Below are 26,015 nucleotides of genomic sequence, written 5' to 3'. Positions count from 1 at the left end.
CGGGCGCGGCATTCGCAACCCACAATGGCACATATCAAACGCAGTGATCTGGCGGGAAGTTGGTATGCGGGAGATGGGCCGCGCCTGCGGCGCCAGGTTGACGACTTGTTGCACACGGCCCGAGCTGCTCATTCCTCCCCGCTCATCGGCTTGATCGTTCCGCACGCCGGATACGTCTATTCCGGGCAAGCCGCCGCCGCCGGGTATGGGCAACTGAATGCCGCGCACTATCGGCGGGTGGTGATTCTCGCCCCGAGCCACTTCGCTGCGTTTCGTGGCGTGGCGGTGCTCCAGGTCGATGCGTTCGAAACGCCTCTGGGCCTGGTGCCAGTGGACAGTGGCGCCCTGGATGTGCTGCTCAACTCCCCTTTGTATCGGAGCGACCCCGAACCGTTTCACGCCGAGCATGCCCTGGAGATCCAGTTGCCGTTCCTGCAACGGGTGCTACCCGCTGTTCAAGTCGTCCCAGCACTGATCGGTGATTTGACCTCCGAGGACCTGACGACCGCCGCGCGTGCGTTAGAGCAACTGATCGACGGCACGACGCTCTTCGTCGTGAGCTCGGACTTCGTCCATTACGGAAGGCGCTTTGGTTACCTGCCCTTCCCCGCCGAAGGGGAGGAGCCGGTTCGCGCCGGCGTGAGAGCATTGGACATGGGCGCCATCGAGCGGGCTTGCGCTGGTGAGGCAACCGCTTTCGAGCGCTATGTGGCGGAGACCGGAGCAACGATCTGCGGCCACCTCCCGATCGCGCTGTTTCTGACCATGCACGCGCGGCGCACGCCCGGGGAGTTGCTGGCGTACTACACCTCGCTCGATGTTGCCGGGGATTACGAGCACTGTGTCAGTTACGCGAGCATCGCTTTCCCCCGTTCGTCGTAACCAGAACTGCACGCCGCCACCATTCTCCAGCGGGACTCGGCCCGCGCCCCGGCAAATCGGGGAACTCGCGGCAGTCGGCACGTTGTGGCCCGCAACACCGTGGTATATAGACTGCTCAAATCGGGCCGCTTTGTATGGATGCCGCCAAGGAAACGTCGCCACAGCGCGAACCGCGTCGCCGCCATGGCCTCCGGCTGCTGGAAGACATCGGCGCCATTGTCACGCACGCGTCGGACCTGCGTGCGAGCGTCCATGCGATTGTCGAAACGGTGGCCGAGCACCTGGCCATGGAGGTGTGCTCGCTCTACGTCTACGACCAGGCCAAGCAGACGCTGATCCTCTGGGCCACCACCGGCCTCGATCCGAGCTCGGTGGGCAGGATCACCATGGGCGTGGAGGAGGGGCTGACGGGGATGGTCATCCAGAACATGGAACCGGTGATGGCAATCGACGCCATGGCCCACCCCCGGTACAAATACTTCCCGGAAACCGGAGAGGAGCGGTACCACTCGTTTCTTGGAGTCCCGGTGGTCGAACAGCGCCAACCGGTTGGGGTTTTGATCGTCCAGACAACGCGCCGGCGCCGGTTCACACGCGACGAAGTCCGCCTGCTGAAAGCCATTGCCGTCCCCGTAGCCGGCATTCTGGCACAAACCCGGCTGCGGGCTCGCCTGGAGACCAAGGAAGAAGAGCGCCTAGCGTACCAACAGCAAATGGTGGCCGCCATCGATCGTCTCCGACATTACGAGACGGAGGCACCCCATCGGCCGTCTGTCCGCGCCATCGGACATGCACGCCTGGTCGGCCTCGGAGCCTCACCCGGCTTCGGCATCGGCCGGGCACATGTGGCGGATTCCGGCATCAACATCAACGACCTCCCCAAGGAAAGAAAGAATCCACCCAAGCGAGAAATGCTTCGGGTACGGACCGCCGTCGGGCGAGCGATCAAGGATCTCGAACGCACCAAGGAGCGGGTTCGCGCCACGGTTCCCGAGATCGATGCCGCCATCTTTGATGCCCAGAAACTCATGCTTCAGGACCAGACTTTTCTGACGCGCATCGAGAACCTGATTGGCGACGGTTTGAGCGCTGAAGCGGCTTTGCAGCAAACGGCAAATGAGTTTGTGGAGCAGTTCGCGGGTCTGAAAGACGCGTACCTGCGGGATCGCGCCGCCGACATCAAAGACATCGGCCAACGCGTGCTGCGCCATCTGCTCGGCGTCAGCGAGCGCCAGCGGCCGGTGACCAGCGGCATCGTGTTGGTTGCCGCCGGCGTGTCGTTGTCGGACCTGGCCATGGTGGAGCAGCAGCACCTGAAAGGCCTCGTGCTGGCCAGCGGCGGGGTGACGTCCCATGCCTCCATTTTGGCCAAGTCCCTCGAGATTCCGACCGTCGTGGGCGCCGAACGTGCTGAAGAGGTAATCCGCGAGGGGGACCAGCTCATCGTCGACGGCAACGCCGGAGTGGTGTACGTCAATCCCACCGCGGAAATCTTGCGGGAGTTCGATCGACTGGAGCGCGAGTATCGAGCCTTCAACCGGGGGCTCGAAACCTTACGGGATCTGCCAGCGGAAACCGTCGATGGCCACCGGGTTCACCTGTGCGCCAACATCGGACTGCTGGGCGACATGCACCTGGCGTTGCTCCACGGCGCCGAAGGAATCGGGCTCTACCGTACCGAGGTGCCATTCCTCTCCCACAGGGACTTCTTGACGGAAGAGGAGCAGGTCGAACTCTACCGGCGGGTGGTCACGGGCATGGGGGGCAAGCCGGTCACCATCCGCACGCTCGATCTCGGTGCCGACAAGTACCCGCCTTACCTCAACATCCCTCGCGAGGACAACCCATTTCTCGGCTGGCGGTCGATCCGCATCTCGCTGGAGCTGCCGGACATCTTCAAGGCTCAGCTGCGTGCCATCCTGCGCGCGGCGGCCGCCGGACCGGTACGCATCATGTTTCCCATGATTTCGAGCCTCGAAGAGATCCGCCGGGTGAAGGATCTACTGGCAGAAGCGCAAGAGGAGCTTCGAGAGACCGGCGAACCTGCCCCGCACATTCCCATCGGCATGATGGTCGAAGTGCCCTCGGCCGTGACTTTGGCCGACCACCTCGTTCGAGAAGTCGATTTCATCAGCGTCGGAACCAACGATTTGATCCAGTATGTGCTCGCCGTGGATCGCAACAACCGCAAAGTCGCCTCGCTTTACGAACCGCTGCATCCCGCGGTCATCCAAATGATTGCCACGGCGGTCCGGGCTGCAAAGGAGGCCGGAAAGCCGGCGTCGATCTGCGGAGAAATGGCCGCCGACCCCGTGTGTACGCTGCTGCTGGTGGGGTTGGGATTCGATGATCTGAGCATGGGGCCGTTTTTCATCCCCGTGATCAAGCGGCTGATCCGCGCCATGACCTTTGAGACGGCACGGAGCTTGGCGGAGGAGGTCGTCACCATGCCCACCATTAAGGAGGTCAAGAGCCGTATCTTCGAAGCCATGCGCGAGTTGGGCTTGATCGACATCATGGAGATGTATCACTAGTGCGGTGAGTCGCGTTCGCGTTTCGAACCGATTCACGACAACGATTCACGCAAACTGGACAACCTCCGGCACTTCGCATACAAGACCGGCGTGCAAATTGGACGATACTTGCTGGTGACAAGGGAAAATCCGGTGACGCCAACCCGCTGGAGCGGATTACGACTGGGGTTCACGGTGGCGATTGTGCTCGGCCTGGTAGGGTTGGGAGCCGCCTCCCCGGCCGCAGGTGAGCCGGCGGCGCGGAAGCGGGAGGTGAAGGTCTCGCCCAAAAGCCCCGACGTCAGCCAGGAACTCGGCGCGGTGGCCGAAGCCCAGCGTTCGCTGGCGGCAGATATTTCGCAGTTGCGCGATCAGCTCAACGCCGTGCAACGCGGGGTGGGTGAAGGACACGACGAGGTGCGCCAGAACCGTGATCAAGTGCAGGCGGCGTTCGAGCAGATCAAGGGCATGCGCGAAGAGGTGCGGGGTCTCTACGTGGAAAGCAGCGGCCTCAAAGGTGATATCGCCCAACTCGGCAAGCAGGTAGAAGGGCTGGAAGGCAGCCTCGGCAGCTTCCGCCTGAGCGCGGGGATTGTCGTCGCGGTGGTGCTGCTGCTCCAACTTCTGCTGGCGGGCTTGATGTTGCGTGGCCGCGGGTAGTAGAAGCTCGGCAGCGGCGTACGCACCGAACGCTCCGCAAGGATTTCAGAGGGAACTGTACGATGGCCCGAAGTATTGAGTACGGGGCGGGGATGGTTTTTCTCTTCCTGCTTGCCTATTGCAGCGGAGCGATACAGGCACAGGAGGGCAAGGCCGCGCCGTCGGCGCTCAGTCCGGAAGCAACCGTGACACGCTACCTGGAAGCCTTGAAAGCAGGGGATTTCCCCACCGCGTACGATTATATTTCCACCGCCATGGCACAACACAAGAGCCGCGAGGCGTGGGCCAAAGAGCAGCAGTGGACCATGCAGATGTCGGATGCGAAGATCTTCGACTTCCACGTGAGTCCGGGCAAGACCGATGGCACGATCGCCCACGTTCCGGACATCCTCAGTTCGCAAGACAAGTTTCTGAATCAGCTCGGCGTGCCAGAGCACGAGCTGTACACACTCATCCGGGAAGACGGGCGCTGGAAGATCGATCAACAACAGCTGCTGGAAAAATCCGAACAGGCCAAGTGGTTCCCGTCGCCGGCGCAAGAGCAATAGGGCTGGAGTCCTTGACAGCCAGGGGTAAGGCTTTGTAGAGCGGCGCGCGCGCCGCCGAGGGGAAGTTGCAGGCCGAACGTCCAGGAGGAATTATGCGGGGTAGCTATTGGATCCGCTCGCTGCTGATGGTGGCGGCCGTTGTTGCGTGGGCCGGTTGCCATAGCGAAGTCAAGGAAATGGAGCTGCGCACACGCACCATCGGCATCTCGGACAAGTTCTATGACGTCCAAGCCCTGGACGCCGACCATGCGGTGGTCGTCGGCTACGGCGGGAAGATCCTCATGACGGCCGATGCCGGCTTCACCTGGTCACAGGTCCCCACCGGCACGCATCGCGCCCTGTATCGGGTGCGCTTCGTCGATGCCAACAACGGCTGGATCTCCGGCCAAGAGGGACTGATCCTGCACACCACGGATGGCGGCAAGACCTGGCAACGGCAGAAGACCGGCACCGACGTGTATCTCTTTTCCATCGCCTTCGTCGACGCGCTACACGGCTGGGCGGTGGGAGACAAGTCGATTCTGCTCGAGACGCACGACGGCGGCGCCAACTGGAGCCTGCACAAGATCATTCCCTCGTCGCAAAAAGAGCTCAGCGCCGAAGAAGCCGTCGCCTCACAAGATCCGGTCCTCTACGACATCCAGTTTCTCGACGCCCGGACGGGCTGGGTGGTGGGCGAGTTCGGCAAAATCTACCGCACCACGGACGGTGGCCAATCCTGGTCGGAGCAGGAGCAGAGCTTGCTCGGGGAAGAGGTGATGGATATTCTCGATATCCCAACCTTCTTCGGTATCCACATGGTTGACGCGCAACACGGCTTGGTCGCCGGGCTAGACGGGAAGATCGCCCGCACCGAGGATGGCGTCACCTGGAAGTTCCAGAAGATGAAGCTCGACTACCCCATCGTCGATCCGTTGTTCAATCCCGTCGTGTTTCCCGACGGCACGGGCTGGGCGGTCGGCGCGGCGGGGGAAGTCGTGCGGAGGGGCACCCCTGACGGGGAATGGCAGCGCACCAAGCTGGGCATGGAGGTGCTCACCTGGTTGCGCGGCATGAGCTGGATAGATCAGCAAAACGGCTGGATCGTCGGCGGCTTCGGCATGATCCTTCACACCAAGGACGGCGGTCAGACCTGGATACCCTCGCTGGGGTAGTCCCGGAGCAATTGCAGGGAGGATTCCATGGCCCTTGACTACGAAGTTCCCGAAGATAAGCGCCTGCTGTACTGGCTCGGCGACAAGCTGATCGATTACCGCCACCCGGTCTCCATCGTCGTGCTCCTGGTGACGGCGCTTTTTGCGTACTGGGCTTTCCAACTCGGCCTGGTCACCAGCTTCGGCGATCTGCTGCCCCAAGACCATCCCTACATCAAGATCCACAACAAGTACTCCGGCACCTTCGGTGGCGCCAACAACATCAACATCATGATCGAGGTGAAAGAGGGATCGATCTTCACCGTCGAGACGCTGAACAAGATCTGGAAGATGACCGAAAGCCTCGACAAAGTGTACGGGGTGAACCACAATCAGGTCGATTCGATCGCCCACCGCACGGTGCGCTACCTCAAGGTCGCCGCCGGCGGGACCATGCGCGCCCAGCCGGTCATGCTCGAGCCGGTCAAAACCCCGGAGGAAGCGGTCAACATCCGGCGCATCGTGCACAACGCCGAAAACATCTACGGCCTGTTGGTGTCGCTCGACGACAAGTCCGCCTTGATCCGCGCCAATTTCATCGAGGGCCGGCTCGATTACAAGCGCATCTTCACCGAAGTAAACGAGAACGTCGTGGAGCCGTTCCGCAGCGCCAACACGGAGGTGTACGTCGCCGGCGAACCGCGGCTCTATGGCTGGGTCTACCACTATGCCGGTGACGTGTTCTTCATCCTGGTCATCACCTACTGTATCGAATGGGTGCTGCGGTGGATGTATTTCCACGACTGGCGCGGCGCCCTGCGGCCAACGATCACCGGCTTGATCGCCGCGTTCTGGGGCTTGGGCTTCATTCATCTGATCGGCTTGGCCCTCGATCCGCTGATGCTGGTGATGCCCTTTCTCATCACCGCGCGGGCCGTGAGCCACGCCATCCAGATGCACGACCGCTATTACGAAGAGTTCCAGAAGTCGGGCTGGCACAAGCGGCGGGCCATCGTCGCGGCGTTCGCCGAGCTCTTCGTCCCGACGCTGTCGGGGATCACCACCGATGCGTTCGGCGTGCTGGTCATTCTCCTGGTACCGGTGGTCATGCTGCAGAAGCTGGCGATTACCGCATCGTGGTGGATTTTGGCGATCACGATATCGGAGATGCTGCTCAACCCCATCGTGTACTACTACCTCAAAGCACCCGAGCCGGAGCTGGTGGTCATGCGCGAGCACGGCGCCTTTCGGCGCGGCATCGAACGCTTTGTCGATGCGCTGTTGACGAACGCGGGCAAGATCGTGACGATCGTCGCCTGGCTCGGCGTCACCGTGGTGGCCCTCTACTTCGTCCGTGGCCTCACCATTGGCGATCCGACCTCGGCCTCGCCGCTGCTCTGGCTCGATTCACCCTACAACGTTTCGCACAAGGCCATTCAGGACAAATTCGGCGGCGTCGAGCCACTCATCGTGGTGAATGAGGGCTACGACAGGGACGCCATGAAGTACCCGGAAACCTTACGCGCCATGGAGCGCTTCCAGCGCTATCTGGAGCGCGACCCCTCCGTCGGCTACAGCTTCTCGCTGGCGGACATCATCCGCGCCGTGAACATGGTGTTCCATGAGCTGGAGCCGAAATGGGGGGTCATCCCGGACAACTGGGTCGATGTCGGCGGCTTGTTCTTCATCTATTTCTCCGGCTCTCCCCCGAGCGAGACCGCCAAGTACGTGGATCCGAGCTACACCACCGCTCACGTGACTTTCTACTGCAAAGATCACAAGGGCGAAAACATCCGGCGCATCATCAAAGAATGCAAGGATTTCATTTCGAGCACGGAACTCGATGACCTCGGCATCTCGCTGGACACCCAGGACGGCAACGTGACGGTGAAGAGCGTGAACCCGGAACTGATCTGGGAAAAGGCGGGCCCATCGTGGGTGGTGGGCAGCATGGCCTCCGGAGAGGCGCCCTTCAAAGCCGGCGACCGCATCGTCGCGGTCGACAAGCTGCCCGTCCACACCGAGCCGGAGTTCCGCGCCGCACTCATGCGGCAGGCGGATACGTCCACGCTCCTCGACTTCACCGTCGAGCGCACCGGGCAGCAAGTCGTGACCACCGTCAGCGCGCCGTGGAAATCCGTGTTCAAGCTGGCCGGTGGCCTCATCGGAACGCTGGCCGCGGCCAACGAGGAGCTGGTCCGCAACGACGCCCTCATGAACTTCCTCGGCTTCTTCACCATGTACATGATCATGCTCTTCACCTACCGGTCGTTCGCCTCCGGCCTCTACCTCCTCGCCCCGCTGGCCCTGTCGAACATCATGGTCAACGCCTACATGGCGGTGCACCACATCGGGGTGAACATTCACACCCTGCCGCTGGTCACCGTCGGCTTGGGCTTTGGTATCGATTATGGGTTGTACATCGTGAGCCGTACCATCGAAGAAATTCGTGTGCGTGGCGACCTGGAGGCCTCCGTACGTGAGGCGCTGGTCACCTCGGGTAAGGCAGTCACTTTCACCGCCGTCACCATGGTCATCAGCACCGTATTCTGGACGACTTCCAACATCCGTTTCAACGCCGAGATGGGCCTACTGCTGGCGATCTGGATGGCCATCAGTTACGTTGGCTCGCAGACGTTGACGCCGGTTTTGATCGTCCTGTTCCGGCCAAAGTTCATCACCAAGGAAGCGAATCGTGCTCCGGCGTTGACCAACATGTCGGCACAGCGCACGGCGAGGTAATTATGGTACTGAACATGTGGAACTCGATTGCCATCGTCCTGGGCTTCAGTTTCCTCGTCATCTTTCTCGACGAGTACATCGTCAAGCCGTGGCGCCAGAAAAAGTGGGAAAGAGAGGCCGCTTCCGGCGACAAGCGAGCCCAGGAACTCCTCAAGATGGCCCGGTCCGCCAAGGTGAGCGAAGAATGACACCGTGAGTCGTGCTCGCGAATCACATTCGGAAAGGCTAAGAGATTTCCCTTACGAGCCCGATTCACGATTTCACAACTCATGATGATCTTCCTGCGCCTTGTCCGCATCGCCGCCATCGCGTTCGGCTTCGCGTTCGTCTTCGCATTCTCGCGCTACGCCACGGCAGCTCGCGGCGGTGAGGACCTTCCCGGAATCTCCTGGGCCCTCGGCGTCTGCTGCGCACTGTTCATCGCCAGTGCCATCGTGAGCGAGCGCACCCGCGGCCCCGAAGCGAATCTGCAAAAGGATGTCCTCTGGGGCCTCGCAGCCGGCGGCCTCATCACCATCATTTCTAGGCTGTAGGATTTCCAAGCCGCAGTGCTTCCCGCTGCTGAGAACACCAGCAGCGGTAGCATCGCAACAATCGCCACGGTCCTAGCAAGAAAGCACGGCCTCTTTATGTCGCGAGTGGTGGCGCGCCCCTTGCGTACGAGCAGGTCGGTCGAAATAAAGGCGACCGGCGCTGCGATAGGTCGAGAGTACCTCTACCGCCATGAGACACATGCCACAACCAGGGTTTGAACATCACTCCCGGAAGCGGTCAGTGCGCGGCGGGAAAGTGTTCGAGGCGACTGCCGTGGTCAAATTCAGCGTCGAACTTAGCCCGGACTTGGACGACGCGGTCGAAGCGGCAAAGTACTTCCTCGAAGAGGAGCTAGGATTCGCCAACCCGCGCATCTTGTGCGTCGAGAAGTCGTTGAGAAGTCGTTGAGAAGAGGCCGTTGTCACAAGAGCGCGAAGGCCCCATCGACGTCAGCTACGCACAGCTCACCGTCGGCGATCTCCGCAACAAGGAATGCGTCACGTACTCCGCGGCGACGCACGGATCATCGGCTGCGAGAATCGCCGAGACCAAGGCGACTCCATGGGCACCGCGTTGGCACACCGTCTCGACGCGATCGGCGGTGATCCCACCAATGGCGAATACAGGCAGCGACGTCTCCCGAGTAACCCGGGCCAAAGCGTCTAATCCAACCGGCGACCCGAACGCACGCTTCGATGCCGTATCGAAGACCGGACCGAAGACGATGAAGTCGGCACCGGCGGCACTGGCGGCATGGGCTTCGGCGAAACTGTGCGTCGAGACCCCAATTAGAGCGGTGGGACCGAGCAGGCTACGGGCATCGGCACAAGCGAATGAGCTGACGGGTAGGTGCACGCCGTCAGCTCCAGCTGCGAGCGCGACGTCGATCCGATCGTTGACCAGCAAGCGGGCACCGTAGCGCCGGCACAGCTCGCGAAGCTTACGGGCACAAGCGAACAGCTGCCCGGCCGGGAGATCCTTTTCTCGCAGCTGCACCGCACCAACCCCGCCCTGTAATGCCGCTTCGACGACCTCGAGGAGTGGCCGCCCGCGGGTACGGTGGCGGTCGGTGACGAGATAGAGAGAGAAGAACCGGTCAGTCATCAGGGAAAATAGCGATCAGCAATCCGCCGTCAGCTTCTGCAAGATATAGAGATCATCCATCCCCCAGCTGCCAGCTGACAGCTGATTGCTGACAGCTACTGTAGTATCCCCTCGATCGGGCTCGAAGCCGTGGCATACAGCTTGCGCTGGATGCGGCCAGCGAGAAACGCCTTGCGGCCCGCTTCCACCGCCAGGCGCATGGCTTCGGCCATCAGCAGCGGGTCCTTCGCGCCGGCAATGGCGGTGTTCATGAGCACGGCATCACAACCGAGTTCCATGGCCACGGCGGCGTCCGATGCCGTTCCCACGCCGGCGTCGACGATCACCGGCACGCGGGCGTGCTCGAGAATGATGCGGATATTGTACGGATTACGGATCCCCAGACCGGAGCCGATCGGCGCCGCCAACGGCATCACCGCCACACAGCCGATCTCCTCCAACTTCTTGGCGGCGATGGGGTCATCATTGATGTACGGCAACACCGCGAAGCCCTCCCGGACCAGCACCTTTGCCGCCTCCATGGTCGCTGGGACATCGGGAAACAGGGTCTTCTGATCGCCAATGACTTCCAGTTTGACCAGGGTACCGATGCCGGCCTCACGCGCCAGCCGCGCGGTGCGAATCGCCTCCTCGGCTGTGTAGCAGCCGGCGGTGTTCGGCAGGATCGTGTAGCGCGCCGGATCGAGGAAATCCAACAAGTTCTCCTTGCCGGCTTCCGTGATGTTCACCCGCCGCAGCGCCACGGTGACGATTTCGGCACCCGAGGCCTCCACGGCCTGCTTGGTTTCGGCAAAGTCACGATATTTCCCGGTGCCGACGATCAGTCGCGAGTGGAAACGTTTCCCCGCCAGTTCGAATGGATCCGCCATCATTCCTTGCTATCCTCCCCCGACGAAATGCACGATCTCAATGCAGTCGCCGTCCCGAATTGCGCACGTACCGTAATCGTCGCCGGCGATGATCTCGCGATTCAATTCGATCGCGATCCGTCGCTGGTTGAATCCGAGTTGGCTGATCAGATCGGCGATCGTCAGGCCTTCGGTGAGCCTTTGTGGTTCGCCGTTGATGATCACGTGCACACGAAAAACATAATGATTTCAGGTTACCTTTACAACTTGGGTGCCATTTGGTAAGCGGGGCTCGCTTGCCTTTCCATGACAACACCATCGGCTGGACGTCAAACTTTCGCTGCTGTCGATGCCGCGGCGCTACACCAAAATCTGGCCGCCGTCCGCGCCGGCCTGCCCCCGAGTGTCGCCCTGCTGGCAGTGGTGAAAGCCAACGCGTATGGGCACGGCGCGGCGCTGGTGGCACCCATTTTCGAGGCCGCTGGCGCTGACTATCTCGGCGTTGCCACGGTCGAGGAAGGCGTGGAGTTGCGCGCCGCCGGCGTGCGCGCACCCATCCTTGTCCTCACCGGCGCTGGACGCGCCGACCTCCCCGCCCTGTACGAACAGAGATTGTCGGTGGCCGTGCTGCATCGCGAGATGGCACGGGAGCTGGCCAGCGTCGGTGACGCGCCACCGCTCAGGATCCACATCAAGATCGACACTGGCATGGGACGCATCGGCGTACTACCCGCCGAGTTGCCGGCGCTCCTCGAGCAGTTGCAGCGGGGAGGACGCTTCGTCATCGAAGGTGTCTTCTCACACTTCGCCAACGCCGAGAGTGTCGATCGAGAGTACGCGGATTACCAACTCGAGGTATTTCGGCGGGCAATCGCCATGCTGGCGGCAGCCGGTGAGCAGCCGCGCTGGGTGCATCTCGCCAACAGCGCCGCCACACTGTCGCGGCCGGATACGCATTTCACCATGGTGCGTCCTGGCATCGTGCTCTACGGCGTGTCCCCGGTAGCGGCGGCCGCCGCGGTGGCGAACGAGCTACGTCCCGCCATGCGCCTGGTCACCCACATCTTGCAGCTCAAAACCGTTCCCTCGGAATTCCCCGTCAGCTACCGGCAGACGTTTGTGACCCGGCGGCCGAGCACCATCGCGACGCTGCCCATCGGCTACGCCGATGGCTACAGCCGCAAGCTGTCGAATCGGGCGTCAGTGCTCATCCACGGCCGGCGCGCCCCTGTGATTGGGGCCGTGTGCATGGATCTCACCATGGTCGACGTCACGGACATCAACGGCGTCGAGCTCGGTGACGAGGTGGTGTTGTGGGGCCGCCAGAACGGCGCCGAAATCGGCGTCGCGGAGGTGGCGGCATGGCAGGAAACGATCGCGTATGAAGTGCTCACGGGCGTGGGCAAGCGGGTTCCACGCATTTTGCAGTAAAGAGGAGAGGTTGGGATGGCGAAGATTACACGCGCACTGGTCAGTGTGAGCGACAAGAGCGGCCTCGTCGAGTTCGTCAAGGCGCTGCGGGAGTTCCGCGTCGAGATTCTCTCGACCGGAGGCACAGCGAAGCTGCTGGCGGATGTCGGCATTCCCGTGGTGCTGGTCAGCGAGCACACCGGTTCGCCGGAAATCCTCGACGGCCGCGTCAAGACCCTGCATCCCAAGATTCACGGCGGCATACTTGGCCGCCGGGAGGATCGGCATCACCAGGAACAGATGGCCGCCCACCAGATCAAGCCGATCGATATGGTGGTGGTCAACTTGTATCCGTTCGAGGCCACGGTGGCGCGTCCGGATTGCAGCCTCGAAGACGCCATCGAGAACATCGATATTGGCGGGCCTTCCATGGTGCGCTCTGCCGCCAAGAACCATCATGACGTCACCGTGCTCGTCGACCCAGCGGATTACCCTGCCGTGGCGGACGAAATGCGCCGCAACGACGGCGCGGTTTCGGTTGCGGCCAATGTGCGCTTGGCGCGCAAGGCTTTTGCGACCACCGCGCACTACGACGGTGCCATCGCCGACTATTTGGGAAGCCGCGACGACGGTGGCCGTCGCCCATTCAGCGAGACCATCCACATCGGGCTGAAGAAGGCGCAAGAACTGCGCTACGGTGAAAACCCGCACCAGCAGGCGGCCCTCTACGGCGATTTCTTCGGCGCCGTGGAACAACTGCACGGGAAGGAGCTGTCGTACAACAACATCGTCGACATCAACGCCGCCCTCTTCCTGATGCTCGAGTTCATCGACGACGCCGATGCCGCCGTCGCCATCCTCAAGCACAATACACCGTGCGGCGTCGGCACAGCGCCCGGCGTATTGGCAGCGTACCGCCGGGCATTTGCAACGGACCCGGACTCCCCGTTTGGCGGCATCTTAGTCTCGAACAAGGCCTGGACGCTCGATCTCGCACGTGAGGTGGACGAGATCTTCACCGAGGTGCTCATTGCGCCGGAGTTTGCACCCGATGCGCTGGAGTTCCTGCGCAAAAAGAAAAACCGCCGCTTGATGCGCTGGCACCCGGACGTGATGCGGCAAACCAAGCGGGAGATACGCGGCGTATTCGGCGGCCTGCTGGTCCAGGATACGGACCGGGCCATGGAAGATCCGCGGGCCGCCCGCGTCGTCACCGCGCGCCCGCCGACGTCCGAAGAGTTTGCCGGGCTCGCGTTTGGCCTGAAAGTGGTGAAGCACGTCAAGTCGAACGCCATCGCCTTCGTCGAAGCGCACCGCACGTTGGCGCTCGGTGGGGGCGCGACCTCGCGCGTCGATCCGGTGCATGCGGCGCGGGAGAAGGCCGCGCGCGTCGGCATTTCGCTGCAAGGCTCCGTGCTGGCAAGCGACGCCTTCTTCCCCTTCCCTGACGGCGTCGAAGAGGCCGCCAAGGCCGGCGCCACCGCCATCGTGCAACCTGGAGGGAGCGTCCGGGACGACGATGTCATCGCCGCCGCCAACGCCTGCAACCTGGCAATGGTCTTCACCGGCGTCCGGCACTTCCGACATTGATTGCGGGTGCGCATCCACGCTATGAACGTCCTCATCATCGGTAGCGGCGGCCGGGAGCATGCCCTGGCCTGGAAGATTCGCCAGTCGCCGCGCGTCAAGCGGATATTCTGCGCTCCGGGCAACGCCGGCATTGCGCAGGTCGCTGACCTGGTACCCCTCGCTGCCGACGACGTCGCCGGACTGGCGCGCTTCGCGCACGACGAGCGCATCGGCCTCACGGTGGTGGGGCCCGAGTTGCCGCTCACACTGGGCATCGCGGACGAGTTCCAGCGCCAGGGCCTGCGGATCTTCGGTCCCACACGCGCCGGGGCGCGCCTCGAAGGCAGCAAGGCCTTCACCAAAGAGCTGCTCCGCCGCCAAGGCGTGCCGACCGGCTTTTTCAGCACGTTCTCCGAGGCCGACGAAGCGGCCCGCTACGTGGCAGAGGTCGGCGTTCCGATCGTCATCAAGGCCGATGGCCTCGCCGCCGGCAAGGGCGTGGTCATCTGCCAGACCATGAAGGACGCCGAGGAGGCGATCGACGAAATCATGCGCACACGCATCTTCGGGAGCGCCGGTGAACGCGTCGTCATCGAAGAATTCCTCGAAGGCGAGGAGGTTTCCTTCATCGCGCTGACCGACGGTCGGACCGTATTGCCCCTGGCCTCGTCGCAAGACCACAAGCGCGCGTTCGATGGTGAGACCGGGCCGAACACCGGCGGCATGGGCGCGTACTCGCCGGCGCCTGTGCTGACGTCGGCACTGCACGAGCGCATCATGCGCCAAGTCATGGAACCGGTGGTCCAGGGCCTGAACGAATCGAAATTGGATTACCGTGGCGTGCTCTACGCCGGGCTGATGATCACGGAGAGCGGCCCCAAGGTATTGGAGTTCAACGCCCGCTTTGGTGACCCGGAATGCCAGCCGTTGATGCTCCGTCTCAAAAGTGATTTGGTGCAGCTGATGGAGGCGTGTGTTGACGGGCGCCTGGCGGAGGTCAACGTCGAGTGGGATGAGCGCGCGGCTGCCTGCGTCGTCCTCGCTGCGGCGGGCTACCCGGGCACGTACGAAAAGGGCAAGGTCATTCGCGGCCTGGAAGCCCTGCGCGGCTGGCAGAACGGCGTCGTGTTCCATGCGGGAACGGCTCAACGCGACGACGCCATCGTCACCAACGGCGGCCGCGTGCTCGGCGTCACGGCACTCGGCGCCACGGTGCGCGACGCAGTGACCGAAGCCTACCGCGCCGTGGAACAAATCCACTGGGACGGCATCCATTACCGGCGGGACGTCGGCTACCACGCCTTGGAACCAACGTCATGAAAGCCAACCAGCCGCGCGTCGGAATACTCGTGGGAAGCGACAGTGACTGGGAGGTCATGGCCGCCGCGGCAGAACGCCTGGACGCCCTCGGCGTGCCGTACGAAGTGACGGTGACATCGGCGCACCGCGCCCCGCAGCGCACCGCTGCGTACGCCAGCGAGGCTCGCGGGCGCGGGCTCCAAGTGTTGATTGCCGGTGCGGGTCTGGCCGCACATTTGGCGGGGGTGGTGGCGGCCCACACCACACTGCCGGTGATCGGGGTGCCGTTGGAATGCGGAGCGCTACGGGGCATGGACGCCCTCCTCGCCACAGTGCAGATGCCGCCCGGCGTCCCGGTGGCGACGGTCGCCATCGGCAAGGTCGGGGCCGAGAACGCGGCCATCCTGGCGGCACAGATCTTGGCGCTGCACGACGAACATCTCGCGACCCGCCTGACCGCGTTCAAAGCCGAGCTGGCACGCCAAGTCGAGGACAAGGATGCCCGGCTCAAGCAGCAGCACCGGCGGGCATGACCATGAGGCCATCGTCATGGCAGCGCGGGCACTGGCCCGTGGCGACATCATCGTCTACCCCACCGAAACACTCTACGCCCTCGGCGTGGACGCCGGCAACGCGGCAGCTTTGCAGCGGCTCCTCGAGTTGAAAGTGCGCCAAGTCGGGAACCCCATCGCCGTGTTGATCGGAGATGTCGAAATGTTGCGAGAGATCGCAGCGGAGATTCCATCGCGAGCCGAGGTATTGATGCGTCACTTCTGGCCTGGTCCTTTGACACTCGTACTGCGTGCCCGTCTGACCGTGTCGCCCCTGCTGACCGGAGGCGGAGACGGCATCGGCGTGCGGCTCTCGAGCCATCCGCTGGCAACTGCCGTGGTGCGCACCCTGGGTCGTCCAGTCACCGCTCCGAGCGCCAACCCGGCGGGCATGCGTCCTCCGACTCATGTGGAAGAAGCGCGCGCCTACTTTGGTTCGCGGGTCGATTGTTATCTTGATGGTGGCGCGCTGCGTGGCGAACCGGCCTCGACGGTCGTCGACGTGCGGGAGGGATTGACCGTAATTCGCGAAGGGGCCGTGACCGCGGATGCGGTCCGCTCTAGCCTGCTCGCCGAGGTATAGACATGGTCATGCTGCGTCCGTTTCGTCCGCTACGCTACAACCCGGCTGTGGTTGGGGACCTGTCCACCGTGGTGGCGCCGCCCTACGACGTCATTTCCTCGGCGCATCGCGACGCGCTGCACGAACGCAGCCAGCGCAATGTGGTGCATTTGATTCTCAATCGTGCCGCCGACCCGTACGGCACTGCCGCGCGCCTTCTCGAAGCGTGGCGGCGTGAAGGTGTGCTGGTGCGTGACACGAAGCCAGCCTTGTGCTTCTACGTGGAAGACTTCGTTCTGCCGAACGGCCAGGCCCGCCAGCGCGAAGGCATCATCGGCACCGTGCGCCTGGAACCTTTTGCCTCCCGCCAGATCCGGCCGCACGAACGCACGTTCGCACGCGCCAAGGAAGATCGCATGCGTCTTCTGCGTGCCTGCCGGACGAATTTGAGCCCACTCTTCGGGCTGTTCGCCGACCAGCTGGACGTCCTTCAGCTGGCTCGAAACTCTGCTGCCACACGGCCGCCGGACATCGACATTCGCGACGATGGCGACGTACGCCATCGAGTGTGGCTGCTCAACGCCTCGGACGGAATTGACGCCATATCAGCCGCCTTGTCGGAGGAGCCCGTCGTCATCGCAGACGGCCACCATCGCTACGAGACGGCGCTCGCCTACGCCGAAGCGCAACGCGCCCAAGGCAGCAACGATCCGGAGGCGCCCTACAACTTCGTGCTCATGTATCTCACCAGCATGAGCCATCCCGGGTTGGTGATCTTACCAACGCATCGGGTGCTCCCCGCGGGCACCAGCCTCGATGCGGGGAAGTTCGTGACGGAACTGCAGCGTCACTTTCAACTGGTGCGTTTTCCTCGCTCGGCACGGGAAGCGTTCCGTGCCTGTTTGCGAGAGAGTCCCCAGCAAGGTCGGTTTGGTATTACGCTCGCGGGCCAGGACGAGCGCATCGTGGCGATTCTCAACGACAACGCGGTTGTCGACCGCTACGCCTCGCAGTTCGCCCCGGTTGTCCGCCAACTTGATGTCACCGTCCTCGACAGGGTGATTCTGCGCGGGCTCCTCGGCATCGACTGCACGGCGGCAGCACAGGAAGGACGCCTGACCTATACCCACGACGAAGTCGCCGCACTAACCGCCGTGGATCAAGGGGCGCAAGCCGCATTCCTCATGAATCCGCCGAACATCGCGGACGTGGAAGCAGTGTGCAGTGCCGGCGAAACCATGCCGGAGAAGTCCACTTACTTTTTTCCGAAGCTGCTGACGGGATTGGTATTCTACCCGTTCGACGAATAATCGGTGCTGACCTGAGCGGCCACGAATCAACGACCTCAGAGTCGGAAATCGTCGCCGGACCAGCCGTCCCGCCGCACCGGGAACGGTCCGAAGATCGCTTGCAGGCCGTCCAGAAAGTCGAAGTACTCATCGAGCGTGGCGGGGTGCGACCGTTGCCACGCCTGGACCGCGGCTTCGCTAGCGACGAACTGCTCGCGGCGCGCGCTGCTGATGCCGTCCCCCACGTAGTCGGCTTGGTCGGCTGCGTTCATGGCTGGCTCCGGGCGAGAATCGCGTCGAGTTCGGCTTCGCGATCAAAGAGCCGGAAGTACTCGCGTACCCGCTGCACATCGAGCCCGGGATGCGTGGCCAGCAACTGCTCGATGTCCGACAGGTCGAGCGGCCGGCGCTTGGGGTTATTGGTCGATGATTGCACCTTCAGGCCGATGAGATCTTCCGCCTCGACCACCTTGATCTCGGTCTCGCCGAGCACGGCGTAAGGGCAAGCGCGCGCCAACATCGCGCGACTGTATTGCCGGCGTGCATACAGCACATCCACCCGGCCAAGCCGGATGTCCGATGCCGCGTAGTTCGCAGCGTCACCACTGCGGTGCAGCTCAGCATACCCGAGCCTCTGCATGATGCGCGCAAGGCGGTCCGCGTGCTCACCCGCAATGAGAAAATCGATGTCACCGGTAGCGCGCGGGCAGCCCAGAGCCGCCAGCGCGAAACCGCCGATGAGCGCGAAATCAACTCCTTCCGCCCGCATGGCCTGAGTCACCGCCTCAAATGCCGCGCGAAAGTCCACGCGCTTCGTCTTAGCGTGGAAGTTGCCCCGTGGGAAGCGTTGCCGGGAGCGGCGCGGAATGCCGACTCAGCTCCGCCCAAGGCGCCGCCGCTCGATTGCCCGTTCCGAGTGCAGCCGCTCCAACTCGACCTGCGAGTGGTCCGCAAAGGACATCGCCGCCGCGATCGCCTGATGTCCCGCTTGCTCGGCGATCAGTGCGTGCATCGCTTGGCACACCCTCCGGTACGACGGATGCCCCTGCGGCGAGGTACGCAGCTCAATCATGTGCGTCGCTTCACGGGCATTCATCTCGACGTAGAAGCGGACGCGATACGCCATACTGATCGCGTACGGCGCGACCTGGGGATAGCCGGCATCAGACAGCGCCTGGTACACTTGCGCCGACTCCTCCATGACCCGATTCCAGTCGGAGAGCACCCCCGCGTCCCGGATGGTATCCGCAAGAGCAAAGCCATGCTGCGGGCTCAGGGGCTGCCACTCCAGCGTCAGCAGACGGTGTCGCTGCAGATCCCGAAACGCGCCATAGTCCGTGAGGACATCGAACCGGTAGCTGGTTCGCTCGAAGGCGCGGCCGGGCTTGTATCGCCGGTTCTGGCGGTTGCCGACATATGCCCGCAGAACCTCGCGCCGTTGCTCGGACGTCATCCGACGCGCGGTCTGCAACAACTGATCGTCGGGAAGGTTCGACACCGCGTACAACGCCGCCGCAACGACCTTCACCTCTCCCTCCGCGTCGTAATCCGTCAACACCACCTCGGAACGGTCGTCCGCGGTGACACCCGCGAGCAGCCGTTGCGCCACCGCTTCCGTCGCCTCGCGGGTTTCGCGAAGGTACTGGCTCCACCGGCCTCCGCGATCCGGGCGGTCCACCCGCTTCAAGAACGACGGAATCACCTTGCGGAGTTCCGCCAGCATGAGATCGGCGTACTCGCGTACCTCCAGAAGGGGGTGGACCCGCATGCGCAGCAGCAACGCCTCGTACGCTTGCCCGGTCCCGAACAAGCCGACGTTGGACTGCGTCGCCGCGGGCAGCAGCCCACGCAACGTATCCAAAGCCTTGGCACGAATCGTCCGCCGGTACACACCTTCGGAATCACCCGACTTTCTCGGGTATATGGCCCTGTAGTACTGCTCGATTGGTTCGATCCAGCGCGCATACGTTTCGAAGGCCCGGTCAAGACATTCGACGTACCGCTGCTCGAGCGCGGTTCCGCGGATTTCGGCCGGCACCAGATACTTCCATCGTCCGCCGACCCGGTCGTTGTACGCGATGTAGCGAGTGGACTGTTCCAGGTACGCCATCAGGCGTCCCCATTCCAGCACCTTGGTCAGGATGTTCGAGGCGCCTTCACAGGCAAGGTGGGCTCCACCAAGCTGCGCCACCGAGTCGTCGCCATATTCGTCAAAGACCTGCTCGTAGAGCTTGCCTGCGCGCTCCACACCAACGGTGGCCTCCTCTGGAACAGCGCCCACCTGATCGAGGAACTCGTCGAGGAAGAGTCGACGCAATGACTTGGGTGAGCGCGAGTAGCGGGCAAACAGCGCGCCCTTCACCACTTCCGGAAGGTTCCGCAAGGCGAACACTGGGCCGTCCAGGTTGGTGAAGTACGGCGCCAGCGCCCGTCGTTCGTCCTCGGTAAACACCTCGATGTTGGTCATGCTTTCGAAACGCGATGCATGACTACATCTACCTGGTCGCAAGAGAAAGAGGAAAGGGGCACGTTGCCCCGGCTGTCGGCTACCGGTACATCGAGAACGAGCGCATGCTCTTGCCCCGGATCAGCAGCATGTGCGCGCCGGGGCCGGAACTGGTCTTGCCAAAGCGAACGCCCCGCGGAATCTGTACGGCATCTCCCGGCCCCAGCCGAAACTGATTTTCGCCGATCTGAAGAGACAAGTCTCCATCAAGGCAGATCAAGATCCGATCGCCTTCCTTGTCCACATTCAAATCCGGCGTCTCCGAATTCGCTGGCTGAGCAATCGCCATCACCGTAAAGTGTTTACTGTCAAAGAGCATCCCCGTCGCACCCGCACCGCTTGCTGAGGCGAACAATTGGTGATGGTACGGGTACGCCGTGACCGGAAGTTCCGCTCCATGGCGCTCAATCGGCTCGGACGTCTCGGCAATCATAACCAAGCAAACAGCAGGGCTCATGCCAAACTACCCCAAGTCCAGTACTGAGGCATAATTCTCAGCACACGCCGGTTCCGTAGCGCCCCGCCGGCTGCCGGAAGACGATTTTTGGCGTTCTCAGCCCCCTTCTCTCTACTCGGACCGCTTCCTTTGAGGCCACCAAGGGGCGCGCGCAAAAGGCCTCAGAGCACAGACTCAACGGTACCGATTGTGTCCCGTGCTTTGTCTTTTGCATCCTAGTGGTTGCCAGACCGCCGTCTGTCATTGTAGTGAGGACGGTCGTTATGTCGAAATCAGCCCCAGCTACCGCTCATCCAGCCGCTACCGTCGTCTTGCTCCGTGAAGGCGACCACGGATGCGAGACGTTGCTTGTCCGGCGCAATGTGCAGCTGTCGTTTCACGGAGGAGCGTGGGTTTTTCCGGGCGGGCGTATCGATCCGGAAGATTACGCGGCGGCCGGTGATCCCAGTGACATGGTCGCCGCCGGCCGCTGCGCGGCGGTGCGCGAGGCACGGGAAGAAGCTGGCGTCGGGATCGAACACAGCGGCCTGCGACTCTTCTCCCGCTGGGTCACGCCCGAAGGATTACCGAAGCGCTTTGACACTCTGTTCTTCGTGGCTCGGGCCAGCAACGATACCGTGCAGGTGGACGGCGGGGAGATTCATGAGCATCGTTGGCTGCGCCCCGATGAAGCACTGGCGCTGCACCGCCCCGGGGAGTTCGACCTTCCCCCGCCGACCTTCGTGACACTGACGCAGCTTGCCGCGCATCGCGCCGTCGACGAGATCCTCACCGCCGCGCCGCCCGGTCCCCTCGAACCGTTCGCGCCGCGGCTGCACCTGATTCCGGAGGGCGCCTGCTCGCTCTACGCCGGCGACGCCGCGTACGAAAGCGGCGACGTCCATTTGCCCGGCCCGCGCCACCGTCTGTGGATGACGGAGGCTGGCTGGCGCTACGAACGGAGCGCGACAATCGGAGAGCGGTCCTCAGCCCCCGCCGTCCAAATGGAGAAACCCCTATGAGTGAACGATCGACCACCGCCGTACCGTCCGTCGAGCCGATGCGCCAGCAGCTGACCATGGAGTTTCCGTACAAACACTCCACCGGCCCCGTCATCGGACGCTTCCTCGCCGGGCTGAAGGAGCAAAAGAAGATCTGGGGTCAACGGGCGGCCGGGCAAGGGGTGGTCGTGCCACCGACCGGCTACTCCGAGATCGATGCCTCGGCGGGAAGTGAGTGGGTGGAGGTCAAGGACACCGGTGTCGTCACTGCCGTCGCCGTCGTACGCAACCCCATCGATGGATTGCACCCGTTTTCGTCGCCGTTTGCATTCGTCCTTGTCCGCCTCGACGGCGCCGACACCGCCATGGCGCATGTCGTCAAGGACAATCTCGACCAGCTCAAAGTCGGCGCCCACGTCAAAGCCGTGTGGGCGCCGGACGATCAGCGCAGCGGAACGATCCGAGATATCGCCTGCTTCCAGCTGATCGCGTAGAAGTACGACGCCTCCGGCGCAACCGGCTGCACCCGTCACGAAGGATCAGGGAGACCCAATGAACGAGCCACCCAAAGAAGGGATCAAATACATCACCACAACCGTGCGACTCCCGTACGACTACGTCGCCGGCGACTACAAGGCACGCTACCTGCGCGCACTCAAGGACAAGACAATCCTGGGCTCGAAGTGTTCGAAGACAGGCAAAGTCTTGGTACCGCCGATGGTGAACTCAGCCGAAAGCTTCGCCCCCGCCAACGAGTTCGTCGAGGTCGCGGACCGGGGAGTGATCACCACCTTCTGCATCGTCAATATCCCGGTGATCGGCCGCAGCCTCGAAATCCCCTACGTCGCGGCCTCGGTGGCGCTCGACGGCGCCGACATTTCGATCTTCGCGCTCATCCAGGAGTGCCCCGCCGCCGACGTGCGCATGGGCATGCGTGTCGAGGCGGTGTGGAAACCCGACGGCGAGCGCACCGGCGGGTACGAAGACATTCTCCACTTCCGGCCGACCGGCGAACCCGACGCGCCGCAAGAGTCCTACATCAACCGACTGTGAGGATGGCATGAGCACCTTACGCAATGTCGCGATTGTCGGCTTCGCCCAGCTTCCCGTCGTCGCCCGCGACGAGCACCGCACGGCCACCGAGATGCTCTACCCGGTGGTGCGCCAGGCGCTCGCGGACTGCGGGGTCGAACGCGACGCCATCGATTATCAGATCGCCGGCTCCACGGACTACATGGACGGCCGGCCGTTCGGCTTCGTCGCCGCCCTCGACGCGATGGGCTCGTGGCCGCCGAAGCAGGACCTGCATCTCGAAATGGACGCCGCCTTCTGCGCCTACTACGTTTGGCTGCGCATGCAGGCGGGCGATTGCGATACCGCCCTCGTGGTCGGCCACGGCAAGACGTCCGAAGGCGATCCTAACCGGGTGCTGAACCTGCAGCTCGACCCGTACTACCAAGCGGCCATCGGCCTCGATCCCACCTCGAGCGCCGCGCTGCAGGCCAGCGCATACATGGCGCGCACGGGCGCTACGGACCGCGATCTGGCCGCTGTCGCGGCACGCAACCGCACCGCCGGCGCGCGCAACCCCGACAACCAGGTGCGCCAGGCCGCTACGGCAGACGAACTGTTGCGCACGCCCTGGGCGGCCGAGCCCTTGCGCACCGGCTACCTGCCGCCGGTTGGCGAGAGTGCCACCTGCATGATCGTCGCCGCCGATGGGAAGGCGGAGACACTGTGCGATCGTCCCGTATGGATTCACGGCGTTGACCATCGCACCGAGATGCAGACGCTCGGCGCACGCGACATCTCCCGCAGCGCCAGCGCGCGGCTCGCCGCCGAACAGGCGTGCGCCATGGCGGGGATAAAGGGCGCGCACGAAGTGGAGGTCGTCGAGCTGTCCGCCACCAACCCCGCCGAGGAGCTGATCCTCTGCGACGCCTTGGGACTCCCGGCGAAATCCCCGCGTCCGGCAATCAATCCGTCGGGCGGGCCACTCTGCGCGCATCCCATCATGAGCACCGGACTCATCCGCATGGGCGAAGTGTTTCGGCAGCTCTCCGGACGCGCCGATGGCCGCGCCGTGTCCGGGGCACGCCATGGGATCGCGCACGCCACGCAGGGACACTGCCTGCAGCACAACATCGTCTGGGTTCTCGGTACGGAGCGGAGGGGGGCATGAAGCGTCCGGTTGCAGTGGTCGGAGTCGGCCAGACACACCATACCTCACGCCGCTCGGATGTGAGCATCCCGGGCCTCGTTCGTGAGGCCGTTGATCGGGCCTTGGCGGACGCCGGACTCGAACACAAAGACATCGACGCAGTCGTCATCGGTAAGGCGCCCGATATGCTGGAAGGCGTGGCCCAGCCCGAACAGTTTCTGGCCGGCGCGGTCGGCGCGCACATGAAGCCGATGCTGCGGGTTCACACCGCCGGCTCGGTCGGCGCATCGACCGCACTCACGGCGGTGACACACGTCGCCTCGGGCCTGTACGAGCGCGTCCTCGCCATTGCCTTCGAGAAGCAGTCTGAAGGCAACGTCATGTGGGCACTGTCGCCCAACCTGCCGTTCACGCCGCCGCTGGTGGCGGGCGCCGGCGGGTTTTTCGCCCCCTACTGTCGGGCCTACATGGCGCGCACCGGTTGCCCGCCACACATCGGGCCGATGATCGCCGTCAACGCACGCGCCAACGCCGGGCGCAACGAGTACGCCCACCTGCGGGAACCCATCACGTTGGAAGACGTGATGAACTCGCCGGTCCTGTGGGATCCTATCCGCTACCTGGAAACATGCCCGTCTTCAGACGGCGCCATCGCCCTGGTGGTGGCGTCGGCAGAACAGGCGAAAAAGGGGCCGCGCCAGCCGGCGTGGGTCAAGTCCGGCTACTCCTACGCCGAAGCCATGTGGGTGCCGGGACGCGATCAGGTCAGCCCCCATGCCGGACGCGTTTGTGCCAAGGCGGTCTACGACAAGGCGGGCATCACCAACCCCTGGAAGGAAATCCACACCGCCGAGATCTATGTGCCATTCGCCTGGTTCGAAGCCATGTGGCTCGAGAACCTCGGTTTCTGCGATGTCGGCGAAGGCTGGAAGATCATCGAACGCGGCGAACAGAAATTCGGCGCGCACCTGCCGATCAATCCGTCCGGTGGCGTGCTGTGCACCAACCCCATCGGGGCCTCGGGCATGCTGCGCCTGGGCGAGGCGGCGTTGCAGGTCATGGGTCGCGCCGGCGCCCACCAGGTCGAGGGTGCGAAAATCGCCCTCGGACACGCCTACGGCGGCGGCGCACAATACTTCGCCATGTGGATCGTGAGCAGCGAACTGTAGACAGAGTGCGGTTTCCCGTTGACGACACCTTCGACGTAATGCGCAAGGCGCGACGCGTGATGCGTGATGCGTGATCCGTGGCCGTGGTCCGTCTACTTGAGAGGATCTTTACACTTCTCCGCTCACCAGTCACGCATCACGCGTCGCGATGAGGGGGTGGTCATGACGGTGTTGCTCAACTTCTTTCGCATACTCCTGGCCGGGGCGTGGACTACCATCGTCGGCACGCCGTTGTTGATCGCGCTCTACGCACGCTATTGGTACGGCCTGGCGCGCGCCAAGCTCGGGCGGGCCGACATACTGGATGGCGTTTTGGAAGCCAACGCCTGGCTGGCCGGGTGGGTGACGCAGGAACTGTGGGCGAAGGTGATCCTCGCCGTCTGCGGCATCCAGCTGCGGGTGCGCGAGATCGTGCCGGTCGATTGGAGCAGGGCCCACGTGGTCTGCGCCAACCATGCCAGTGTCTTCGACATCCTCGCCCTGATCCGCGTCATCCCACCGCCCTATCGTTTCGTCGCCAAGCGCGAGATCCTCAGCTGGCCGATCATCGGCTGGGCCTTGCGGCCCGCCGGACAGATCGTCATCGATCGGGCCAACCGCGCCCAGGCGCTACGCAGCATAGCCCAGGCGGCGCTGCGCCACATCCGCGGTCAGGTGATCTTCTTCGTCGAAGGCACGCGCACCCGCACGGGGCAACTCCTGCCGTTCAAGAAAGGCGCCTTTCACTTCGCCATCGACAATCGCCTGCCGATCCTGCCCACGGCAGTACGCGGGAGCTACGCCGCCCTGGCGAAGTTACCGTGGTGGCGCCTGCGGCCGGGACGGCAGATTGAGATTCTCTTCTGCAAATCGATTCAGCCCCCGGCCGTGCCCGAAGCCGACGCACGCACGCAGGTGGACACGCTGCTGGAAGCGACGCGCGAGCAGATCGCCAGCGCCTTGGCCGGCGCCGAGGCCTGAACTCGTTCCTCCGCGACGCTGCGAACACGCTCCGCCGCGCCGCGCGAGAGAACGGAGGGGGGGAGATTCGAACTCCCGGACCCTTGCGGGTCGCCGGTTTTCAAGACCGGTGGTTTCAACCGCTCACCCACCCCTCCA

General features: G+C 63.5%; 28 protein-coding genes and 1 tRNA gene. 21 read left to right on the top strand and 8 right to left on the bottom strand.

Features of this window, described 5'->3' with window-relative positions:
- The first annotated feature begins 24 nt into the window (after positions 1 to 24).
- The 9 genes from amrB to VF515_14860 all read left to right on the top strand — a co-directional run bounded on the left by amrB (position 25) and on the right by VF515_14860 (position 9,420).
- Positions 25 to 882, top strand: coding sequence for an AmmeMemoRadiSam system protein B (amrB, locus tag VF515_14900; protein HEX7408919.1), 858 nt, complete (start codon positions 25 to 27; stop codon positions 880 to 882).
- 134 nt (positions 883 to 1,016) lie between these two features.
- The gene (gene ptsP / locus VF515_14895; GenBank protein HEX7408918.1) at positions 1,017 to 3,416 is read left to right on the top strand and encodes a phosphoenolpyruvate--protein phosphotransferase; all 2,400 of its coding nucleotides are present in this window, start codon (positions 1,017 to 1,019) and stop codon (positions 3,414 to 3,416) included.
- Positions 3,417 to 3,548: 132 nt separating this feature from the next.
- The gene (locus VF515_14890) at positions 3,549 to 4,055 is read left to right on the top strand and encodes a hypothetical protein (protein HEX7408917.1); all 507 of its coding nucleotides are present in this window, start codon (positions 3,549 to 3,551) and stop codon (positions 4,053 to 4,055) included.
- A 62-nt stretch (positions 4,056 to 4,117) separates the two neighbouring features.
- Positions 4,118 to 4,603, top strand: a complete 486-nt coding sequence (locus VF515_14885; protein HEX7408916.1) for a hypothetical protein — start codon at positions 4,118 to 4,120, stop codon at positions 4,601 to 4,603.
- A 92-nt stretch (positions 4,604 to 4,695) separates the two neighbouring features.
- On the top strand, positions 4,696 to 5,757 hold the full coding sequence (locus tag VF515_14880) for a YCF48-related protein (protein ID HEX7408915.1): 1,062 nt from the start codon (positions 4,696 to 4,698) through the stop codon (positions 5,755 to 5,757).
- A gap of 27 nt (positions 5,758 to 5,784) precedes the next feature.
- Positions 5,785 to 8,478 (top strand): MMPL family transporter, encoded by a 2,694-nt coding sequence (locus VF515_14875; GenBank protein HEX7408914.1) that lies wholly within the window; start codon positions 5,785 to 5,787, stop codon positions 8,476 to 8,478.
- A gap of 2 nt (positions 8,479 to 8,480) precedes the next feature.
- Positions 8,481 to 8,666 (top strand): hypothetical protein, encoded by a 186-nt coding sequence (locus VF515_14870; protein HEX7408913.1) that lies wholly within the window; start codon positions 8,481 to 8,483, stop codon positions 8,664 to 8,666.
- Positions 8,667 to 8,747: 81 nt separating this feature from the next.
- Positions 8,748 to 9,011 carry a hypothetical protein gene (locus VF515_14865; protein HEX7408912.1) on the top strand — a complete coding sequence of 88 codons (264 nt, stop codon included), beginning with the start codon at positions 8,748 to 8,750 and terminating at the stop codon, positions 9,009 to 9,011.
- 241 nt (positions 9,012 to 9,252) lie between these two features.
- Positions 9,253 to 9,420 carry a hypothetical protein gene (locus VF515_14860; GenBank protein ID HEX7408911.1) on the top strand — a complete coding sequence of 56 codons (168 nt, stop codon included), beginning with the start codon at positions 9,253 to 9,255 and terminating at the stop codon, positions 9,418 to 9,420.
- Positions 9,421 to 9,465: 45 nt separating this feature from the next.
- On the opposite strand, the gene thiE is transcribed toward VF515_14860, so the two are convergent.
- The 3 genes from thiE to thiS all read right to left on the bottom strand — a co-directional run bounded on the left by thiE (position 9,466) and on the right by thiS (position 11,195).
- Entirely contained in the window at positions 9,466 to 10,116 is a 651-nt protein-coding gene (gene thiE / locus VF515_14855) for a thiamine phosphate synthase (protein HEX7408910.1), read from the bottom strand.
- Positions 10,117 to 10,211: 95 nt separating this feature from the next.
- On the bottom strand, positions 10,212 to 10,988 hold the full coding sequence (locus VF515_14850; GenBank protein HEX7408909.1) for a thiazole synthase: 777 nt from the start codon (positions 10,986 to 10,988) through the stop codon (positions 10,212 to 10,214).
- A 6-nt stretch (positions 10,989 to 10,994) separates the two neighbouring features.
- Positions 10,995 to 11,195, bottom strand: a complete 201-nt coding sequence (thiS, locus tag VF515_14845) for a sulfur carrier protein ThiS (protein HEX7408908.1) — start codon at positions 11,193 to 11,195, stop codon at positions 10,995 to 10,997.
- A gap of 75 nt (positions 11,196 to 11,270) precedes the next feature.
- Here thiS and alr point away from each other — a divergent pair, with 75 nt between their 5' ends.
- Genes alr through VF515_14815 form a run of 6 tightly spaced genes read left to right on the top strand, consistent with a single transcriptional unit; the run spans position 11,271 to position 17,665 of the window.
- Entirely contained in the window at positions 11,271 to 12,395 is a 1,125-nt protein-coding gene (gene alr / locus VF515_14840) for an alanine racemase (protein HEX7408907.1), read from the top strand.
- Between the two features lie 15 nt (positions 12,396 to 12,410).
- On the top strand, positions 12,411 to 13,964 hold the full coding sequence (purH, locus tag VF515_14835; GenBank protein HEX7408906.1) for a bifunctional phosphoribosylaminoimidazolecarboxamide formyltransferase/IMP cyclohydrolase: 1,554 nt from the start codon (positions 12,411 to 12,413) through the stop codon (positions 13,962 to 13,964).
- A gap of 21 nt (positions 13,965 to 13,985) precedes the next feature.
- A complete protein-coding gene (purD, locus tag VF515_14830) occupies positions 13,986 to 15,263 on the top strand; it encodes a phosphoribosylamine--glycine ligase (GenBank protein HEX7408905.1) in 1,278 nt (425 codons plus the stop codon).
- Positions 15,260 to 15,775 (top strand): 5-(carboxyamino)imidazole ribonucleotide mutase, encoded by a 516-nt coding sequence (gene purE, locus VF515_14825; GenBank protein ID HEX7408904.1) that lies wholly within the window; start codon positions 15,260 to 15,262, stop codon positions 15,773 to 15,775. Before purD ends, purE begins: the two co-directional genes overlap by 4 nt.
- A complete protein-coding gene (locus VF515_14820) occupies positions 15,741 to 16,376 on the top strand; it encodes an L-threonylcarbamoyladenylate synthase (protein HEX7408903.1) in 636 nt (211 codons plus the stop codon). The genes purE and VF515_14820 overlap by 35 nt, the downstream gene beginning before the upstream one ends.
- A 2-nt stretch (positions 16,377 to 16,378) precedes the next feature.
- On the top strand, positions 16,379 to 17,665 hold the full coding sequence (locus tag VF515_14815; GenBank protein ID HEX7408902.1) for a DUF1015 domain-containing protein: 1,287 nt from the start codon (positions 16,379 to 16,381) through the stop codon (positions 17,663 to 17,665).
- A 35-nt stretch (positions 17,666 to 17,700) separates the two neighbouring features.
- Here VF515_14815 and VF515_14810 read toward each other — a convergent pair whose 3' ends face one another.
- The 4 genes from VF515_14810 to VF515_14795 form a co-directional block, all read right to left on the bottom strand.
- On the bottom strand, positions 17,701 to 17,916 hold the full coding sequence (locus VF515_14810; protein HEX7408901.1) for a hypothetical protein: 216 nt from the start codon (positions 17,914 to 17,916) through the stop codon (positions 17,701 to 17,703).
- Entirely contained in the window at positions 17,913 to 18,512 is a 600-nt protein-coding gene (locus VF515_14805; protein ID HEX7408900.1) for a nucleotidyltransferase family protein, read from the bottom strand. The genes VF515_14810 and VF515_14805 overlap by 4 nt, the downstream gene beginning before the upstream one ends.
- A 6-nt stretch (positions 18,513 to 18,518) precedes the next feature.
- Complete coding sequence (locus tag VF515_14800; protein HEX7408899.1) at positions 18,519 to 20,111, bottom strand: FAD-dependent thymidylate synthase; 1,593 nt, start codon at positions 20,109 to 20,111, stop codon at positions 18,519 to 18,521.
- Between the two features lie 79 nt (positions 20,112 to 20,190).
- Positions 20,191 to 20,583: a cupin domain-containing protein gene (locus VF515_14795; protein HEX7408898.1), complete on the bottom strand. Its 393-nt coding sequence runs from the start codon at positions 20,581 to 20,583 to the stop codon at positions 20,191 to 20,193.
- A 287-nt stretch (positions 20,584 to 20,870) separates the two neighbouring features.
- Here VF515_14795 and VF515_14790 point away from each other — a divergent pair, with 287 nt between their 5' ends.
- The 6 genes from VF515_14790 (at position 20,871) to VF515_14765 (ending at position 25,877) form a co-directional block, all read left to right on the top strand.
- Positions 20,871 to 21,608, top strand: a complete 738-nt coding sequence (locus VF515_14790) for an NUDIX hydrolase (GenBank protein HEX7408897.1) — start codon at positions 20,871 to 20,873, stop codon at positions 21,606 to 21,608.
- Entirely contained in the window at positions 21,605 to 22,081 is a 477-nt protein-coding gene (locus VF515_14785) for an OB-fold domain-containing protein (GenBank protein HEX7408896.1), read from the top strand. The genes VF515_14790 and VF515_14785 overlap by 4 nt, the downstream gene beginning before the upstream one ends.
- Before the next feature lie 58 nt (positions 22,082 to 22,139).
- On the top strand, positions 22,140 to 22,640 hold the full coding sequence (locus tag VF515_14780) for a Zn-ribbon domain-containing OB-fold protein (GenBank protein ID HEX7408895.1): 501 nt from the start codon (positions 22,140 to 22,142) through the stop codon (positions 22,638 to 22,640).
- 7 nt (positions 22,641 to 22,647) lie between these two features.
- Positions 22,648 to 23,769: a lipid-transfer protein gene (locus VF515_14775; GenBank protein ID HEX7408894.1), complete on the top strand. Its 1,122-nt coding sequence runs from the start codon at positions 22,648 to 22,650 to the stop codon at positions 23,767 to 23,769.
- Positions 23,766 to 24,917, top strand: a complete 1,152-nt coding sequence (locus tag VF515_14770; GenBank protein HEX7408893.1) for a thiolase domain-containing protein — start codon at positions 23,766 to 23,768, stop codon at positions 24,915 to 24,917. Before VF515_14775 ends, VF515_14770 begins: the two co-directional genes overlap by 4 nt.
- Positions 24,918 to 25,079: 162 nt before the next feature.
- The gene (locus tag VF515_14765; GenBank protein ID HEX7408892.1) at positions 25,080 to 25,877 is read left to right on the top strand and encodes a lysophospholipid acyltransferase family protein; all 798 of its coding nucleotides are present in this window, start codon (positions 25,080 to 25,082) and stop codon (positions 25,875 to 25,877) included.
- 52 nt (positions 25,878 to 25,929) lie between these two features.
- Here VF515_14765 and VF515_14760 read toward each other — a convergent pair.
- A tRNA-Ser gene (locus tag VF515_14760) sits at positions 25,930 to 26,014 on the bottom strand.
- Between the last annotated feature and the right edge of the window lies 1 nt (position 26,015).

The sequence above is a fragment of the Candidatus Binatia bacterium genome (assembly GCA_036382395.1).
In the GTDB taxonomy this organism is placed as follows: domain Bacteria; phylum Desulfobacterota; class Binatia; order HRBIN30; family HRBIN30; genus JAGDMS01.
This window is presented reverse-complemented; position numbering and strand designations above follow the sequence as displayed.

Bases quoted from the DNA above. Each gene is read 5' to 3' on its own strand.
- VF515_14785 (HEX7408896.1), top strand. From the start codon at position 21,605: ATGAGTGAACGATCGACCACCGCCGTACCGTCCGTCGAGCCGATGCGC.
- VF515_14865 (HEX7408912.1), top strand. From the start codon at position 8,748: ATGATGATCTTCCTGCGCCTTGTCCGCATCGCCGCCATCGCGTTCGGC.
- VF515_14875 (HEX7408914.1), top strand. From the start codon at position 5,785: ATGGCCCTTGACTACGAAGTTCCCGAAGATAAGCGCCTGCTGTACTGG.
- ptsP (HEX7408918.1), top strand. From the start codon at position 1,017: ATGGATGCCGCCAAGGAAACGTCGCCACAGCGCGAACCGCGTCGCCGC.
- VF515_14780 (HEX7408895.1), top strand. From the start codon at position 22,140: ATGAACGAGCCACCCAAAGAAGGGATCAAATACATCACCACAACCGTG.
- amrB (HEX7408919.1), top strand. From the start codon at position 25: ATGGCACATATCAAACGCAGTGATCTGGCGGGAAGTTGGTATGCGGGA.
- purD (HEX7408905.1), top strand. From the start codon at position 13,986: ATGAACGTCCTCATCATCGGTAGCGGCGGCCGGGAGCATGCCCTGGCC.
- VF515_14880 (HEX7408915.1), top strand. From the start codon at position 4,696: ATGCGGGGTAGCTATTGGATCCGCTCGCTGCTGATGGTGGCGGCCGTT.
- VF515_14795 (HEX7408898.1), bottom strand. From the start codon at position 20,583: ATGATTGCCGAGACGTCCGAGCCGATTGAGCGCCATGGAGCGGAACTT.
- VF515_14790 (HEX7408897.1), top strand. From the start codon at position 20,871: ATGTCGAAATCAGCCCCAGCTACCGCTCATCCAGCCGCTACCGTCGTC.
- VF515_14850 (HEX7408909.1), bottom strand. From the start codon at position 10,988: ATGATGGCGGATCCATTCGAACTGGCGGGGAAACGTTTCCACTCGCGA.
- VF515_14815 (HEX7408902.1), top strand. From the start codon at position 16,379: ATGGTCATGCTGCGTCCGTTTCGTCCGCTACGCTACAACCCGGCTGTG.
- VF515_14770 (HEX7408893.1), top strand. From the start codon at position 23,766: ATGAAGCGTCCGGTTGCAGTGGTCGGAGTCGGCCAGACACACCATACC.
- thiE (HEX7408910.1), bottom strand. From the start codon at position 10,116: ATGACTGACCGGTTCTTCTCTCTCTATCTCGTCACCGACCGCCACCGT.
- purE (HEX7408904.1), top strand. From the start codon at position 15,260: ATGAAAGCCAACCAGCCGCGCGTCGGAATACTCGTGGGAAGCGACAGT.
- purH (HEX7408906.1), top strand. From the start codon at position 12,411: ATGGCGAAGATTACACGCGCACTGGTCAGTGTGAGCGACAAGAGCGGC.
- VF515_14765 (HEX7408892.1), top strand. From the start codon at position 25,080: ATGACGGTGTTGCTCAACTTCTTTCGCATACTCCTGGCCGGGGCGTGG.
- VF515_14885 (HEX7408916.1), top strand. From the start codon at position 4,118: ATGGCCCGAAGTATTGAGTACGGGGCGGGGATGGTTTTTCTCTTCCTG.
- VF515_14800 (HEX7408899.1), bottom strand. From the start codon at position 20,111: ATGACCAACATCGAGGTGTTTACCGAGGACGAACGACGGGCGCTGGCG.
- alr (HEX7408907.1), top strand. From the start codon at position 11,271: ATGACAACACCATCGGCTGGACGTCAAACTTTCGCTGCTGTCGATGCC.
- VF515_14820 (HEX7408903.1), top strand. From the start codon at position 15,741: ATGCCCGGCTCAAGCAGCAGCACCGGCGGGCATGACCATGAGGCCATC.
- VF515_14810 (HEX7408901.1), bottom strand. From the start codon at position 17,916: ATGAACGCAGCCGACCAAGCCGACTACGTGGGGGACGGCATCAGCAGC.
- VF515_14775 (HEX7408894.1), top strand. From the start codon at position 22,648: ATGAGCACCTTACGCAATGTCGCGATTGTCGGCTTCGCCCAGCTTCCC.
- VF515_14870 (HEX7408913.1), top strand. From the start codon at position 8,481: ATGGTACTGAACATGTGGAACTCGATTGCCATCGTCCTGGGCTTCAGT.